Consider the following 16,217-nt stretch of genomic DNA (forward strand, 5'->3'; position numbering starts at 1 on the left):
ACCAGATAATAGAATGAAAAGCAATCTGCCAAAAGAAAAAAATGATAATAATATGTGTGGTTTTAACGAACCACTACATGAACTTGGTAAAATTTTGGACTTTTCAATGGATCTGATTTGTTCTTGTGATAACGAAGGAAAGTTTGTCTGGGTAAATAAAGCCTCAGAGCGTATTTTATGTTACCAATCTGAAGAATTAATTGGCAAAAAATACACTGACTTCGTATCTCATGAGGATAATGATAATGGAATAAATGAAGATTTTGATTTTAAAAGCGGATCGCATGTACCTATTATATTTGAAAAAAAGTTTTTAGACAAAAACGGAAATATTGTTTATTTGCAATGGTCGGCGGTATGGGATGATGCAAAAAATTTATGCTACTGCATAGGCAGGGATATTACGGAGAGAAAAAATATAGAAAAAGCTTTTGAAATTGAGCGATTACGATTCTATAATTTATATTCGCAGGCACCTTCCTGTATAGGAATTTTAAAAGGACCAAACCATGTCTATGAATTGGCAAATGAGCTTTATTTGCAATTAATTGATAAAAGAGATATCATTGGTAAGACGGTAAAAGAAGTTTTACCGGAACTTGAAACGCAAGGATTTTTTGAAATATTGGATACTGTCTATCAAACAGGTGAAACCTTTACTGCCAATGAAATGCTCGTAAAACTTGATCGAGATGGTGACGGAAAACTAATAGATGTCTATTTAAATTTTATTTATCAGGCACATAAGGATGCCAATAATAATATTGACGGTATTCTTTTTTTTGGAAATGATGTAACAGAGCAGGTTTTATCACGGAAAAAAATTGAAGAAAGTGAAAAAATGTATCGGGATCTAATCCATAAATTACCTGTTGCAACGTACTCTTGTGATGTTGATGGTCGAATAGTGCTCTATAATAAGGCTGCAGTTGCCTTATGGGGAAGAGAGCCTGAATTAGGAAAAGATTTGTGGCATCATTCCTGGAATATTAACGATGATAAAAAAAGCTCAGCGACGCTCAATTTATGTTCGATGGCTAAAGCCCTAAAAGAAGGTGACCCTATCTTTAAAGAGGAAATAATCATCAAGCGCCCTGATGGAGATAAGCGTTGGGTCTTGCCGTACCCCGTTCCTTTTCGTGATACTGAAGGTCAGATAACCGGAGCTGTTATTGTATTAGCTGATATTACGGAAATGAAACAGGCAGAAAAAAAACTGCGAAAAAGCGAAAAAAAATACAGGTACTTATTCGATAACAATCCAATGCCGATGTGGGTCATCGATTTAGTAACTTTTAAATTTCTCGACGTCAATAAAATGGCTATTATGAAATACGGATATAGCCGGGAAGAATTTCTTGCCATGACTGCTTTGGACATAAGACCAAACGATGAGAAAATTAGTTTTATAAAATCCAACGATATTTCGAAAATTAACGAGTCAAATTATAACAGGGGAAAATGGAATCATTTAAAGAAAGATGGAACTATTTTTACAGTTGAAATCATTGCACATGATATTATGTATGAGGGAACTCCTGCAAGATTAATTCTTTCCAATGACATTACAGATCGTACAAAAGCAGAAATAAACCTGGAAAAAAGAAATAGAGAACTCATCAAAACCAATTCAGAACTGGATCGATTTGTATACAGTGTATCCCACGATTTACGTTCGCCTCTGACTTCGATTCTTGGTCTTGTCAATTTTATTGAAACAGAAAGCCAGGAAACCGATACGCTTAAACATGCCAAATTGATTCGAAGCAGTATTAATCGTCTGGATGAATTTATTAAAAACATTTTAAATTATTCGCGAAACAACCGTACAGGACTTGAAGTACAACAGATTCCGCTAAATGAAATGGTGCTTGACATACTAGAATCACTTCAATGCATGAAAAATGCAAAAGGAATTCGTTATGAAGTTCAGATCAATGAACAGCAGCTTTTTTATACAGACAGGCTTCGCTTGGGTACCATTCTGAAAAATCTTATTTCTAATGCAATAAAATACCATAAAAAAGAGGAAACGGACAGATTTGTAAAAATAATTGGATATTCAGATCAGGAGAATCTGCATTTATCCATAATTGATAACGGAATCGGAATTGCTCCTGCATATCATCAAAAAATATTTGACATGTTTTTTCGACTCTCAGGCAAAGATGGCTCCGGTATAGGGTTATATATTGTAAAAGATGCCGTAGAAATGTTGCAGGGAACTATAGAAGTTCAGTCAGAGAAAGGGGCTGGAACCACATTTAATATCACACTAAAAAATTTGAAACCATGATGAAAGAACCAGACCCAAAGTTTGAAACTGTTATGATTATTGATGATAATCTGGTAGATTTATATATCATATCACGTATGATCACTAAAAATAATTTTGGCAAAAATGTTTTACATTACACGGAGGCAGAAGAAGCCATGAAATATCTGCAAGAGAATCAGGACAATGTTTCTAAGTTACCGCAAATAATTTTTGTAGATATCTATATGCCTCTAATGTCGGGATTTGAATTTCTGGAAGTATATGATACATTATCCGATGCATTAAAAAATCATTGTAAAACTTATGTTATATCATCAACAATCGATAACGAAGATATAGCCCGATCAAGCCGAAATAAAAATGTGGTTTGTTTTCATGTTAAACCGATTACTAAAGAATTTCTTGACCGGATTATTTAAGAATATTACTTTAAACTAAATATTAGAATTGACTATATCAACATTACAGGGTAATTTGGTAATGCTTTGCAGTTATTTAATTTGACTTTTTAACTGTAGTTTAAAAGTAAGCCATATTCTTCAAAATGCATTCAATTGCGCCTTGGCAACAAACTGCTAACATTCTTCCCACTACATTTTTTATTCTCAAAATCCATCCTGAGAATTTAGATACTATTTGCTTTTAATCCTTTTTACATAAATCATAGATATTATAAGTTTAATTAACCACTTCTTTTTAGAGTTTGGAGCTTTTTTCATCTAAACTGTGTTATAGCTTGGTGTTCCGTATGTTTTTTTGTAATAATCGTCTCATAATTATAAACGGTTATACTTTATAGATGCCAATTATTACTTCTCCCTTTTAATTCAAAATTCATTTTTTTTTATTTGTGCCCAACATACTGAAAAATAAGATCTTGAAATAAAGAATCTTACAAGATGATTTACGAATACTTTACTTAACCAATTACTTTACTATAATGAAAAAAACCCTTTTCTATTTATTTATTTTTATACCAATAATAGCGCTATCAGCCAATCCTCCTCCACCCGGTTTACCCGATGAACCAGTCGCAGCACCAATAAACTCAATGATCTTTTTACTATTCACAGCTGGTATTGCATTTGGTGGCTATACTATTTTTAAAAAGAAATAAGATGGACAGTTAAAATTCAAAACAATCTAAACTTTACTAATTAACCCAAAAGAAGTATGAAAAAAACTTTACTATTACTCTCTATTTTATTTTCTTTTAAAGGTTTTTCTCAAATATATGTTGGTGCCAATACACCTCTCTATGTTAAGAGTCAGGTACTCTATGTAGGTCAGAATATAAATCTGGCCGCTAATTCTAATCTTTATCTGAGAAACAATTCTCAGTTGGTTCAGGGAACAACAGGTACTTCTCAAAATACAGGAACAGGAATTGTATCGGTTTATCAGGAAGGAACCTCTGACAACTTTGATTATAATTACTGGTGTTCTCCTGTTGGAAATACTGCAGCTTCTACAGGAAATAATAACTTTGGAATTACATTATTACATCAGCCTACGACTGCAATTGCTTCTACTCCTGCAACTATACTGCCTATTGGGAGTTATAATGGCACTGCTAATCCGTTGCGTATAGCATCACATTGGGTTTATAAATTAACTAACGCCAACAATTATTCACAATGGGTACAAGTTGGAACCTCAGCTACGATTGCTCCCGGTGAAGGATTTACAATGAAAGGAACCAGCGGTTCTGACAGTACAGATCCGGAAGGAAGCGGTATTGTAAACAATCCCGGTACAGGCGCTCAAAGATATGATTTTAGAGGAAAACCAAATGACGGAAATATTACTGTTACAGTAGGCTCTAATGATGCGGCAACCTTAACAGGAAACCCTTATCCTTCTGCATTACATTTAAATGCTTTTCTTTTGGACCCGACAAATACTGCTGCTACGGGAATAGCCTATTTTTGGCAACAGGACAAAAGTGTGAATTCGCATAATCTCTCTGCCTACAGAGGAGGATATGCCGCGTATGCTCCAATTAGCCTGGCTTCAAACGGAATCTATACCGCAGCAACCTTTAAATCCTATAACAGCGACGGAACTGTAAATAATAATCCTCCAACTGGCACCAGTCCGGCTGTAGCAAGAAAATATCTTCCAATTGGTCAGGGTTTTTTGATAAATGGAGTTTCCAACGGAGTTGTTACATTTAGAAATTCGCATCGTATTTTTTACGCGGAAGGCAACAGTTTATCTCAATTTGAAAAACAAGTAAAAAAACTGGCTGCTAAAACAAATACTAATAATGGAGACAATACTTATATTCCTCCTCCACCTCCGCTTATGCCCTATTTTAAGCTGAACACTATAATAAACAATGAGTTTACAAGACAGCTTGCATTAGTTTTTGTTTCTGAAGCAACAGATGGCGTTGATAGAGGTATTGACGCCAAAAATATGGATGAAGATCTTCCTAATGACATTTCTTTCTGGATAGAAAATGGAAATTACGTAATTCAGGGACTTAAATTCGATTTATCTAAAAAAATTCCGCTTTGTGCAAAAGCGGCAGCAACTACCAAATTTAAATTTTATATCTCTGAAACTGTAGATATTGATAGTGAACAGCCCATTTATATATACGATGCACTTGATATGTCTTATCATAATATTAGAAATACTCCCTATGAAGCTGTAGTTGCACCCGGAAAATTTACAGAACGATTTAAAATAAGTTTTACTAATGGAACACTGGGAACAAGTGATGTTATCAAAAGTAACTTTCTTATTAGCCAGGACAATAAAAACCAGGTTTTAAAAGCAATGAATCCAAATAATGAGATCATGAAATCATTTGTGCTTTATGATATTCTTGGAAGAGCTGTGATTTCAAATCATAATTTAGGCGCTGAGCAGCACTTTAGTTTTTCGACTTCGGGATTGAGTTCCGGAGTGTATATCGCAACATTCTTAACGGCTGACGGTGCAAAAATTACTCAAAAAATTATTATTTCTAATTCTGGCAGTTAAATATAATTCATCAAAATTTTTACATACAATTTTAAAAATCTTCAATTAATACGAAACTATGATAATGACATCTACTCAAACAAATAATAAGATCATTCTATTAGTATTTTTTCTCTTTATAACCATTATTGGAAATGCTCAAATTGGTATCGGAACAGTGACACCAAACGCAAGTTCTGTGTTAGATATTTCTTCTGTAACTCAGGGAATGCTTGCGCCCCGCATGACAACTGCGCAGCGAACTGCAATAGCAAGCCCTGCCGAAAGCTTATTGGTTTATGATACAGACCTGAAATCATTTTATTATTATAGTGCAGCATCTTGGATTGCAATTAACAGCGGCGGGTCAAGGTTAAACTTTAAACGCATAAAATCGACCGATAATTTGGCAACTGTACTTGCAGCAGAATTAGCTGCCGGAGGTGGCGCCAAATATATACTGAACAGCAGTACATTATATGAAATAAATGGTACGGTAGTTTTTAATTTTCCAATTGATTTAAATGATGCCTATATACAGGGTTTGGATGCAAATGAAGACATTATTACTAAAACATCCGGAACTCTTTTTGACGGCAATAAAGGGGGAAGCATTAGAAATGTGACTATCCTGGCACCAAATACTACTGTATTTAATTTAAATGCTGCGTCATCAACCTCTTCCTTTCTACTTAGAGATACGATAATTGCAAACGCTGCAAGTGTGGGTACTATAGGAGGTTATGGATTAGTTTTCATGAGTATTGTTAATTATTCTGGAAATTTAAATGGTATTACTTACACGAATATAGGTCAGTTGCTATTGAGTAATCAGGCATGGTTTGTTAATAATGGCGGTACGTACGAAAAATTTACCGGAACATTTACCCTGATAGAAAAACAGGGCGGTTTCTCTTTTGTTGGCCCCGGAGCATACGGTCTGGATGTTTCTACAGCTGGTCTTACTATTACTGGCGATGCTGTTTTAGAATCTGTTGTTTATACTGGCGCAACTCCGGCTAATTTTGTAAAACCATATGCACCGGCATCAACCTATACTGGCTATAACTTTAGTAATGCATGGACAGTTCGGGCGGCAGGAATTCCTAATGAAGCTGATACCTATGCAACCGGAGATTTTTCTATGGATGCTGAAATTGGAGGAGCTATACCAATTAACTTAAGTGCTGCTACTCCGAGCAACATCTTAAGGATTTATTCAGCATCAATTCCAACTACTTCCAGCAACTTATTTCGATTTTCAGCTGATGGTACTTACAACAGATTAAGATATGTTGGTAAGAAAAAGAGAATCTTTCAAATATCAGGATCTGTCAACTTTCAGGTTCCATCAGCAGGAACTTACATTGTTCATTTGTATAAAAACGGCGTGGCAGTGCCTCAGTTTAAATTTTATGGCCGCGGAACTGCGGCAAATGATATTGTCGTAGCGCCTCTTGATGCCTCCATAGAATTAAATGCTAATGATTATATTGATTTTTATTTGCAAAGATACAGTGGAAATGACGGGGCTGATGTGCTTGTTTCAAACATGACAGTAATCGTTAAATAATTACACAATTTAACTCATTAAAATTTTTTAGTTAATATAAAATTGAAGATTACGTTTATTATGAATGCCCGCCTTGTATGTAAATATTTGGCGGGTTTTTCATTTAAAGACATTGCGACTTGATAATTATCGTCATATTTATAAATAAAATATCCAAAAGAACCTAATATTGTAATTCTGAAACATTCTTTTATATTTACGTAACAAAATGATGAAAACTTATAACTAGTTTCGTCAGAAATCTAAACCACCAATACTGATGTACGACAACCTAATGCTTTTGAAAAACATTGTGGATAATACCCCTTTGCCAATAGCTGTTTACACAGGAAATGAACTTAAAATAGAATTGGCTAATCCTGCCATGATTAAGGCATGGGGAAAAGGGACCGAGGTAATTGGTAAAAAATATCTTGAGGTCGTTCCCGAAATCGAAAACCAGCAGATTTTTGACCAGGCATTAAGGGTGTTTCAAACGGGAATTCCGTTTCATGCCAAAAACAAAAAAGTAGAGTTGGTAATCGACGACGTATTAAAAACATTTTATTTCAACTATAGTTTTATTCCTCTTTTTGATAATGAGAAAAAAATCTATGGCATAATGAATACAGGCGCAGATGTATCTGATCTTTACGAAGCACATAAAAAAATTCAAAGTTCAGATGAACGGCTCAGAATGGCTATTGAATCTTCTGGAATGGGAACTTATGAAATAGACCTTTCTACAAAAAAGATCAATACTAATGGAAATTTCAATACAATATGGTCCATTGACAAGGAAATTCCGAATGAGCAACTCATAGCAAAACTGCATCCAGAAGATCAGCTTCTTCGCGAAAAAGCACACCAGGAGGCACATATCACCGGAAAAATAAATTACGAAGCAAGAATTATAAATCAGGATCAGACCGTTAAGTGGATAAAGGTTAACGGTAAATTAATTAATGATCAGAACGGTATTCCAATTACTATTATTGGAATTGTTCAGGATATTGACCAGCAAAGACAATTTGAGCAGGAGTTAAAAAAACAAGTGGATGAAAGCACTCAGGAACTTAGAAGATCTAATGAAGATCTTATGCATTTTGCCAATATTGTAAGCCATGACCTTAAAGAACCTGTTCGAAAAATCAAAACTTTCATCAGTCTTTTAAGGAATAACTCCAGTGCCTATTTTAATGATATATCAAACAAGTATCTTACTAAGGTAGATCAGTCTGCTCAAAGAATGCAGACAATAATAGAAGGAATACTCGCGTATTCTACTCTGGATAAAAAAACTCAGTCTATAGAAAACATAAATCTTGATGAAGTAATTGAAAACATAAAAGTTGATCTTGAGCTCATCATAAAGGAAAAAGGCGCCATACTAATCAAAAGCGAGCTTCCTGAGATAGAAGGGGCTACAATTTTAATTCAGCAGCTGTTCTATAATTTGATACACAATGCCTTAAAATTTTCAAAAGCAGACCAACCGCCCAGAGTTACCATATCATCTCTTATTATAAACAAAGACCAAAGGGAGTTTGTTCAAATAAACATTAAGGACAATGGAATTGGGCTTGATTCAAGTCATTACGAAAGAATATTTAATGCTTTTGAAAGGCTGCATTCTAAAGATGAATATGAAGGAAACGGTCTTGGGCTGTCACTTTGCAAAAAAATTGTACTAAGACATGGCGGCACCATTACTGCTACAGGCGAAAAAGATAATGGGGCTGAATTTATAGTAACTCTGCCTTTAAAACAGACAGCAAATAGTATCTAGTCTTTTTCAGCAATTATATCAAACAAGATATTATTGATATATTCTTCATTATTATTTTACCTCAACAATCATTTCTACCTCTATTGCCATATTCTGTGGCAGTGTAAATACACCTACTGAAGTACGGGCATGTTTTCCCTGCTCGCCAAAAACTTCAATTAATAAATCTGAAAAACCATTCATAACTTTAGATTGCTCCGTAAAAGAATCAACAGTATGTACATAACCATTTACTTTGATTATCCTTTTTATTTTGTCCAGACTTCCAAAAGTCTGCTTAAGTATCGCCAGTTGATTTATAGCCGTTAACCTGGCGGCCTGATACCCTTCGTTGGTAGTTAAGTCCTGTCCTAATTTGCCGGTAATATATTTACCATCTGCTTTAAGCGGTCCTCTTCCCGAAAGGAAAACAAGATTTCCAACTCTTACCATATCCTGATAACTTCCTAACGATTCTGGTATTTGTGGCAACTCAATTCCCAACTGCTTTATTTTTTGCTCCGGAGTTTGTGCAAACAAATTAAAACTCAATAATACTAATACAAGGGCTGCTATATTTTTCATTGTTTCTTTTTATTTATTTTAAAAAAGAAAGCCATCTTTAAAAGACAGCTCCCTAATTTTGTTTTTATTTATTTTATGAATTTGATCAATTCGGCATTGAATTTTGAAAGTTCTTCAATAAACAAGGCATGACCGCTTTTCTCAAATGGAACCAAAGTTGAATTGGCAATTGATTTATGCATTTGCTCTGCTAATTCATAAGAACAGATTTTGTCTTGTGTTCCGTGAAGGATAAGAGTTGGTATTTTGATTTTTTTCAAATCTTCTCTTAAATCAGTATCACGAAGCGCTTTCATAGATTCTGCCATTGCATATGGAGAAGCCTGTGCCTGAATAGTTCCAAGCCATGCACCTTGTCCTGCAGATACGCTTGTTTCATTGGCCGGGAAAATTTTTCCGAAATTCTCAAACAATTGTGGTCTGTTAGTATTATTAAGGGCAATAAGTCCGTTTACATCTTCTTTTGTCCAAAAACCATAGTTAAAGTCGGCTCTTTTAGTCCATAACGGAGCTGCTGCACCAAACAAAGCCAGTTTTGAAACGTGGGCTGCATTGTATTTGGCTACATAATGAATCACTGTTGCGCCTCCCATAGAGAATCCACCGATGGTTGCTCCTTCAATTTTAAGCTTGTCCAGAATCACTTTGATATCATCTGCATAAACGTCGTAGTTATAAGTACCTCCCGGTTTGTCTGATAATCCAAAACCTCTTAAAGTAATTCCGATAACACGGTATCCTTTCTGGATAAGTTCTGCATATTGGTACTCGTACATGGCATCACTCAATGGCCATCCGTGAATTAGTACTACGGGTTTTCCTTCTCCTAAATCAGTAACATGCAATTTTACATTTTTTTCTACTTCAATATACTCTTCTCTTCCAAGGCTTGCCGGTTTTCTTTGGCTTTGAGAGAATGCAGTTGTTACTGCTAATAAAAAAATGGCGAAGCTTGTTGTTACGATTGTTTTTAAATTGGTTTTCATTTGTTTTGTGTTTTAATTGTTATTTTAAAATTTTGATTTTTTATTTCTGTCATTTCTTATTGACAGGACAAAATTGCGGCTTTCTTAATTATAAATCAAATTAATAATTTTTAGTATTTATAAATTTTACTTATAATTTATTTTTTCATTACCAGGACAGGTTTTCCTTTTTCTACTATATATGTTGCCAGTTCCGAAGCTTTTGCGTGGCTGTTATTTCTTGCAGAGTGCACTACGCCTGCCGGGATAAAAAGTACTTCTCCAGCCTTTAAAGTAACAGGAGACTGGCCTTCAACTTCATACTCTAGTACGCCATCAAGGACATAAATAACTTCCTCACCCGGGTGAGAGTGCTTTCCAAAAGCGGTATGAGCTTCAAAATCGATACGTGCCTGAACCGTTTCGTATCCTGGAACACTAAGATCATAACGTTGTAAATCAGTACGTTTTATTCCTGATTGCTGGGCAGAAGCAGTACTTGTAATAATTAATGCTAAAAAGCTAAGGGCAGAAACTGCGGTCGATGCAAAATTTAAAGTTTTCATGTTTTTAGTTTTATTTAATTTGTTGTTTTATTAATTTCCTTGTCAAAAGTACCAAGGCATTACCTGCATTGAAATGACAACATAGCCCGAATGGACAAACGGAGTAATGAAGTGGACAAAAGTGGAGTTATGAGTATTATGGAGTATAAAATCCTGTCGGGCTAGCTGTGATAAGACTCACCTTCTTTCCATATACCCATTATAGACAGAGAATCTGAAATATTTACAGTAGGATCACCTTTAACTAATAGTAAATCAGCTCTCATTCCTTCAGCAATTAATCCTCTGTCTGATAAATTAAATCTTTTGGAAGTTACTGATGTTGCAGATCTTAATGCCTCAATTGGGGTTAATCCGGCTTCTACCAAAAGCTGCATTTCATGATGAACGCTCACGCCGTGTGCAAGACCGCCTAAATGGGGCATTGGTACTGATACATCTGTTCCAACAAGTATATCTACGCCTGCATAGCGTAAATCCTTCACGTTATTAAAGTTATCTTCCATATTGCCTTCCGGAAAAGTATTGAAACAAGAACACATTGTCATTTTCCAGTCTTCATTCAATTTATTTTCAACTCTTTCATCATGGGCAACATGACAGGCAGAATTCCCTATAATTGATGAATTCAATACCAGACAAGGCGTTACAAAAATTTCCTTACTGGCAATAGATTCGATAAGATCTTGTGTCCAATCGGGTCTGTCAATAAATAAATGCGCCAGGCCATCTACACCAATTGCGACAGCTGTTTTCGCTGCTTCGGCTGTTAAAACATGCGCTATTGCAATTTTACCTAATTTATGAGCTTCGTCTACTGCCGCTTTTAATATGTGAGTTTCAATAACAGGCAAACCCGGTGCATTCATTACGGTTCCTTCCTCAATCATTATTTTGAAATAATCTGCACCATTATTTACCTGACGATTCACAAAATCTATCGCTCCTTCAAGTGAAGTAACATCGGGACCTAATTCCTCTTCTTCTTTCTGAGCCTGGTGCGCAGCTATAAATATGGCTTTTTCTTCTTCGCTCATTTTCTCCATTTCTTTTAACACAAACTCAGGAATTCCATTTCCTTTTGGAATCAGCTCGTCAGGATGACCGCCGGGAGCTGTCAGACCCATTCCCGCAGAACGAACATCAGCAGCACCGGTAATTCCTTTTAATTGCGTATCACGTCCTTTTTTGGTAAAACCTCCCATCATTTCTAACTCGGTGGTTATACCAAATTTTAATGCATCTTTTAAAAATTCAACTGATGTATGAACATGGGCATCTATTAAACCTGGCAAAAGGGTACATCCCGTTCCATCTATCACCTCATCTATATTCTGTGGCAATTCATCAGAAACGGAAACAATTACACCGTCTATAAAAACAACGTTTTTTTTACCAATCACATTTTTACCATCAAACACATTTGCATTTATGATGGCCTTACTTTTAGTATTAGTCATTTTGTAGTTTTTTAAATTATTTTTTGCCAAAATTATCTAATCAATAAGGGTTAAAATAGCTACATTTGGCATAAAAAAAGCTCTAAAAGGTCAAAATAAATGGAATTGAATGTTAGAAAGGAATTCGGTTTTTTAGCAGGTTTTGCTGATTTATTAGGTACCGAAGTAAAAAATGGAATATTAGTAATACCGGAAACTAAAGGCAAAGGATATTTAATGGGATTTAGATTAGACAATTCAATAAATATGCTTGTAAGTTTTTATGAGTTTAATGATAATCTGCTTGCCAAGAGATTTGGAGGTCAAAATACATTAAATAGAATTTTATTTTCTTTTAATAATATTTTTCCGGATGCTCATTCAAAAAATAAATATTCAAGAGAAGATTTGCCTTCGATACAAATTTTTAAAGGAAAACTAAATATTGAAACATTTTATCCGGGCAGAACCAAATTCAATTCTATTTTTATTGGAATTGATTCAGATCAATTAGCAAAAATTTTAGGGTTACATATTGATAATGAAATTTTTAAAAATATTATTGATAGCGAACAATCCATTCTTTTTGAAGAGTTAATTTCTCCAAAAATTCAACAAGTAGCTTTGGAAATTATTCAAACTGAAATTCGGGATTCTTTGAGTGATTTTTTCTTTAAAATTAAAGCCGAAGAATTAATATATCTCACTTTAAAAGAGCTTTTTAAAAGAGAAAATCCTACTACGCACGCCCTGAACCAAATCGATGTTCAAAAAATTTATAAAGTGAGAGACCTGATTTTAACCGATATTAATGAACCTCCGGTTATTAAAGATCTTGCTTCTCAAATAGGAATGAGCGAATCAAAGTTTAAAAGATTATTTAAACAAATATTTGGGGACAGTTTTTTCAGTTATTACCAAAAATTCAGGATGAAAGAAGCTGCACGATTACTAAAAGAAAACGAAATGTCTGTTTCACAAGTTGGTTTTAGTCTGGGATTTTCTAACTTAAGTCATTTTGCTAAAGTTTTTGAAGAGCATATTGGAATGAAGCCCAAATCTTTTCAAAAAAAGAAATGGATTCAGAATTAAACTGACACTTAATTTCTATTTGATTTAAAACAAATTTCAAGTGAAATTAAAATCAATCTCTCCTATTTATTACCACAAAAAAATAAAGAAAAGTAATCCAGATACAAAAGGTAAATAAGATTCTATTTACAGTGATTTGATCGTTATAGTTTTGTTTTTATTATTAAAAACAAAAATATGTCACTCAGATATTCACTCCTTTTGCTTGCCGTGATTACAAGCCCGGTTTTATTTTCACAAACAGTTTATCCAAAAATTACAGGCTATTTTGGGATAATGCATCCGGTGGTTACCTTTAGTGAACATGAAACTAATGTCAATTTTAGAGATTATTATGCTGTTGGTTTCCCGACCGGAATTAACATCTGGAAAAGTGAAAAAATCGGATTCTCTTTTGAAATAGTTCCCAACATAAAAGACGATCAGGGAACAGACAAAGTAACTAACTTATTATTTCATCCAGGTGTTCTTGTGGCTTTGGGCAATGGATATACTTTTGCGGGAAGGGCTGCTTTTGAAACCAGCGGCAGGTATGGTGTTACTCCGGTATTTAATAAAACCATCATAAAAAATAAAACCTGCAGTTACTATGCAGCCATACCATTGCCGGTTCGCTTTGGCAATGATCATCCGGTTTCTTTTACAATAGGTTTTCAATTTGGGATTGCTTTTTAAATACTAGTATCATGAGCGAAAATCGCTGCCGTAATTGGAGCTTTCGCAGGATCTGTAATTATCGTTGCAAAAAAGGAACATTACTAATATTCAAATCATTATAATAGCTATTGCAACTATTTTTTCTTTACTTTATATAAAAAAAAATCAAGAACCTTATTTTATCCTTATTGCTGCTGTTTTAGGGGTAATTATTACAATAGCTATCGTTTAAAAAAAGTAACATACTACTTTAGGTACGCTTTTTGTTTTACTATCATTATTAATAATTAAAAAAAACAAAATTATGAAATCATTAAAATATTTATTCATAGGTTTTTTCCTTTTGACTATTCATTTTTCAAATGCTCAAGTGAATGTTAATGTGAATATTGGTACACCTCCGGCATGGGGTCCAGTTGGTTATAGTGAGGCACGTTATTATTATTTGCCGGATCTTGAAACTTATTATGATGTAAACACTTCAAATTATATTTACATCAGTAACGGAAAATGGTTAAGAGCCAGAACATTGCCTTCTGTTTATAGAAACTACGATCTTTACAACGAATATAAAGTAGTATTAACAGACTACAGAGGAAATACCCCGTATGACAATTTTAAAACGCATAAAGTAAAATACGGAAAAGGTTATAAAGGGAAACCTCAAAAAACGATTGGACAAAAACCGGGAAAAGGAAATAATAAACAAGGAAAAGACAAAGGAAATAATGGCAACGGCCACGGAAACGGTAAAGGAAACGGAAAACACTAAAATTAAGAGGCTATTAAAAGCCTCTTTTTTTTATTTAGTAAATTCATTGGTTCTAAATTTATTTACTATTCTGGGTTGCTATGTTTTTATATTAATTTATGATAGTCTTTTCCAGATAGAATATTTTTATCGTCACTGTCTCAAATTAAACCATCAAGTTTTGTTCTATTAGTTCTTCAAAAGACTTATTTAATTCTTCCGTTTCATCATCATCGTGATAATATATCCAAACTTTATTATCTGGAGAAATAAACACCGGATCTCCATTTCCACTTATAGAAATAACATAACTCAATTGTATTAATTCGCACCTGTTATCTATCGAATAACTATTTCTAAAATCCTTTGTCAAATCTATTACTGTTTCCTCTGATAACATTTCACAGTTATTAAAACCATAAACTGGAAAACCTGTGTAACTGCCACCAAAAAGCCTTAAAAATTGAACATAGTCATTATCAAAATTTACATTAAGTTCCTTTTCAGCTTTTTTAATTATTTCTTCATTAACAGGTTTGCCTGCGAACAAATCATTATCAGACAATATCAATTTAATTTTACTTATTAACTCTTGTTTCATATCTCATTTTTCCTCTCTTTGCTTAATTTCTTTTAATATTGTATGATTTCTATATAAAAAGACTGCCTAAAAAATAATCCTCAAGCAGTCTTTTTATTACTATTTAATATCTAAAATATATTAATCTAACTCTGCCTTTGAAAACAAATCAAGTATCAATGTTTCATCCTCACAAGCCTCTTTAAATGATATAATAAATGCTTTAAACGCGTCTGTATCAGAAGAGTAGGCACAAAACATACTTCCTTCTGGATCAAACTTAACTATATTGATAAACTCAGGTTTTTTCTCCTCCAAAAAAACTTGTGCCAATGACGCCCAGTCATATCCATTTCCTTCAAACCCTTCATCTTCTCTTGTTTCGAAAATTTCCGTTTTGTAATCTCCTACGTTTAAACATACCGAAACACTTTTATCATGTTCAACCCAAAAAAACGGGGTAATTAATTCTTTGAAATTATTAATGTCCATAATTTACTATTCTTAAATAATCATTGAAAAATCTTTGCTTCTAATAGCATCTTCAATTCTTGTTGGGTGATGAACTACCCACCTTTTATATTTTTTAGCTTCATCTATACTTATGTTAGACTTATTACCACCTTTCCATAAAATTGGTGAATCATCATCCCCCATTTTAAAGGAGATAATTTTATAATTAGAGTCTTTTTCTTTATTATAGTTTTCTGTTTCAAAGATAAATCTCCATCTATTTTTACTAAATGCCATAGCTATATGAATAGGTTCAAATAATAAACCTGAATCCAATATTATTTTATTATTCTCGGGTATAGGTCCTGTATAATTAAAAATTTCAATTAAATTTCCAGATGACTTATCTGCTTCAATTAATCTTCCAAAAGCATATTCTAGATTAGAATCATACTTAGAGCGAGAGTAATTCTTTGTATTATCTTTAAAATCATTTGATAAAAACAATGGTAGACAAAATATATTTCCTTCTTTTTCTTCTAAATAATTCATGATTAT

The 16,217-nt window shown here is 33.7% G+C and carries 15 protein-coding genes; 8 read left to right on the forward strand and 7 right to left on the reverse strand.

Annotation, left to right across the window (positions count from 1 at the left end; translation table 11 throughout):
- The first annotated feature begins 13 nt into the window (after positions 1 to 13).
- The 5 genes from RT99_RS20805 to RT99_RS20825 all read left to right on the forward strand — a co-directional run bounded on the left by RT99_RS20805 (position 14) and on the right by RT99_RS20825 (position 8,592).
- Positions 14 to 2,296: a PAS domain S-box protein gene (locus tag RT99_RS20805; protein WP_042566664.1), complete on the forward strand. Its 2,283-nt coding sequence runs from the start codon at positions 14 to 16 to the stop codon at positions 2,294 to 2,296.
- Entirely contained in the window at positions 2,293 to 2,697 is a 405-nt protein-coding gene (locus tag RT99_RS20810; RefSeq protein ID WP_052483746.1) for a response regulator, read from the forward strand. The genes RT99_RS20805 and RT99_RS20810 overlap by 4 nt, the downstream gene beginning before the upstream one ends.
- Positions 2,698 to 3,451: 754 nt before the next feature.
- Positions 3,452 to 5,272 carry a T9SS type A sorting domain-containing protein gene (locus tag RT99_RS20815; RefSeq protein ID WP_042566665.1) on the forward strand — a complete coding sequence of 607 codons (1,821 nt, stop codon included), beginning with the start codon at positions 3,452 to 3,454 and terminating at the stop codon, positions 5,270 to 5,272.
- 64 nt (positions 5,273 to 5,336) lie between these two features.
- Entirely contained in the window at positions 5,337 to 6,824 is a 1,488-nt protein-coding gene (locus tag RT99_RS20820) for a hypothetical protein (RefSeq protein WP_117614831.1), read from the forward strand.
- 259 nt (positions 6,825 to 7,083) lie between these two features.
- A complete protein-coding gene (locus RT99_RS20825) occupies positions 7,084 to 8,592 on the forward strand; it encodes an ATP-binding protein (protein ID WP_052483747.1) in 1,509 nt (502 codons plus the stop codon).
- A gap of 51 nt (positions 8,593 to 8,643) precedes the next feature.
- Here RT99_RS20825 and RT99_RS20830 read toward each other — a convergent pair whose 3' ends face one another.
- From RT99_RS20830 to RT99_RS20845, 4 genes are all read right to left on the reverse strand, one after another.
- Positions 8,644 to 9,156: a RidA family protein gene (locus RT99_RS20830; RefSeq protein WP_042566667.1), complete on the reverse strand. Its 513-nt coding sequence runs from the start codon at positions 9,154 to 9,156 to the stop codon at positions 8,644 to 8,646.
- Positions 9,157 to 9,224: 68 nt separating this feature from the next.
- A complete protein-coding gene (locus RT99_RS20835) occupies positions 9,225 to 10,142 on the reverse strand; it encodes an alpha/beta fold hydrolase (protein ID WP_052483748.1) in 918 nt (305 codons plus the stop codon).
- 137 nt (positions 10,143 to 10,279) lie between these two features.
- A complete protein-coding gene (locus RT99_RS20840; RefSeq protein ID WP_042566668.1) occupies positions 10,280 to 10,687 on the reverse strand; it encodes a cupin domain-containing protein in 408 nt (135 codons plus the stop codon).
- A 161-nt stretch (positions 10,688 to 10,848) separates the two neighbouring features.
- On the reverse strand, positions 10,849 to 12,147 hold the full coding sequence (locus RT99_RS20845; RefSeq protein ID WP_042566741.1) for an amidohydrolase family protein: 1,299 nt from the start codon (positions 12,145 to 12,147) through the stop codon (positions 10,849 to 10,851).
- Between the two features lie 99 nt (positions 12,148 to 12,246).
- On the opposite strand from RT99_RS20845, the gene RT99_RS20850 reads away from it, so the two are divergent.
- From RT99_RS20850 to RT99_RS20860, 3 genes are all read left to right on the forward strand, one after another.
- Positions 12,247 to 13,218 (forward strand): helix-turn-helix transcriptional regulator, encoded by a 972-nt coding sequence (locus RT99_RS20850; RefSeq protein WP_042566669.1) that lies wholly within the window; start codon positions 12,247 to 12,249, stop codon positions 13,216 to 13,218.
- Positions 13,219 to 13,395: 177 nt separating this feature from the next.
- Complete coding sequence (locus tag RT99_RS20855) at positions 13,396 to 13,893, forward strand: hypothetical protein (protein ID WP_042566670.1); 498 nt, start codon at positions 13,396 to 13,398, stop codon at positions 13,891 to 13,893.
- A gap of 286 nt (positions 13,894 to 14,179) precedes the next feature.
- Positions 14,180 to 14,647, forward strand: a complete 468-nt coding sequence (locus RT99_RS20860) for a hypothetical protein (RefSeq protein ID WP_042566671.1) — start codon at positions 14,180 to 14,182, stop codon at positions 14,645 to 14,647.
- A gap of 145 nt (positions 14,648 to 14,792) precedes the next feature.
- Here the strand turns inward: RT99_RS20860 and RT99_RS20865 are convergent, their stop codons facing one another.
- From RT99_RS20865 to RT99_RS20875, 3 genes are all read right to left on the reverse strand, one after another.
- Positions 14,793 to 15,227, reverse strand: a complete 435-nt coding sequence (locus RT99_RS20865) for an SMI1/KNR4 family protein (RefSeq protein ID WP_042566672.1) — start codon at positions 15,225 to 15,227, stop codon at positions 14,793 to 14,795.
- Between the two features lie 120 nt (positions 15,228 to 15,347).
- The gene (locus tag RT99_RS20870) at positions 15,348 to 15,698 is read right to left on the reverse strand and encodes an immunity 51 family protein (protein ID WP_042566673.1); all 351 of its coding nucleotides are present in this window, start codon (positions 15,696 to 15,698) and stop codon (positions 15,348 to 15,350) included.
- A gap of 12 nt (positions 15,699 to 15,710) precedes the next feature.
- On the reverse strand, positions 15,711 to 16,211 hold the full coding sequence (locus tag RT99_RS20875) for an Imm26 family immunity protein (protein ID WP_042566674.1): 501 nt from the start codon (positions 16,209 to 16,211) through the stop codon (positions 15,711 to 15,713).
- Between the last annotated feature and the right edge of the window lie 6 nt (positions 16,212 to 16,217).

Origin of the sequence: Flavobacterium sp. MEB061, from assembly GCF_000834715.1 — a bacterium.
GTDB lineage: Bacteria > Bacteroidota > Bacteroidia > Flavobacteriales > Flavobacteriaceae > Flavobacterium > Flavobacterium pectinovorum.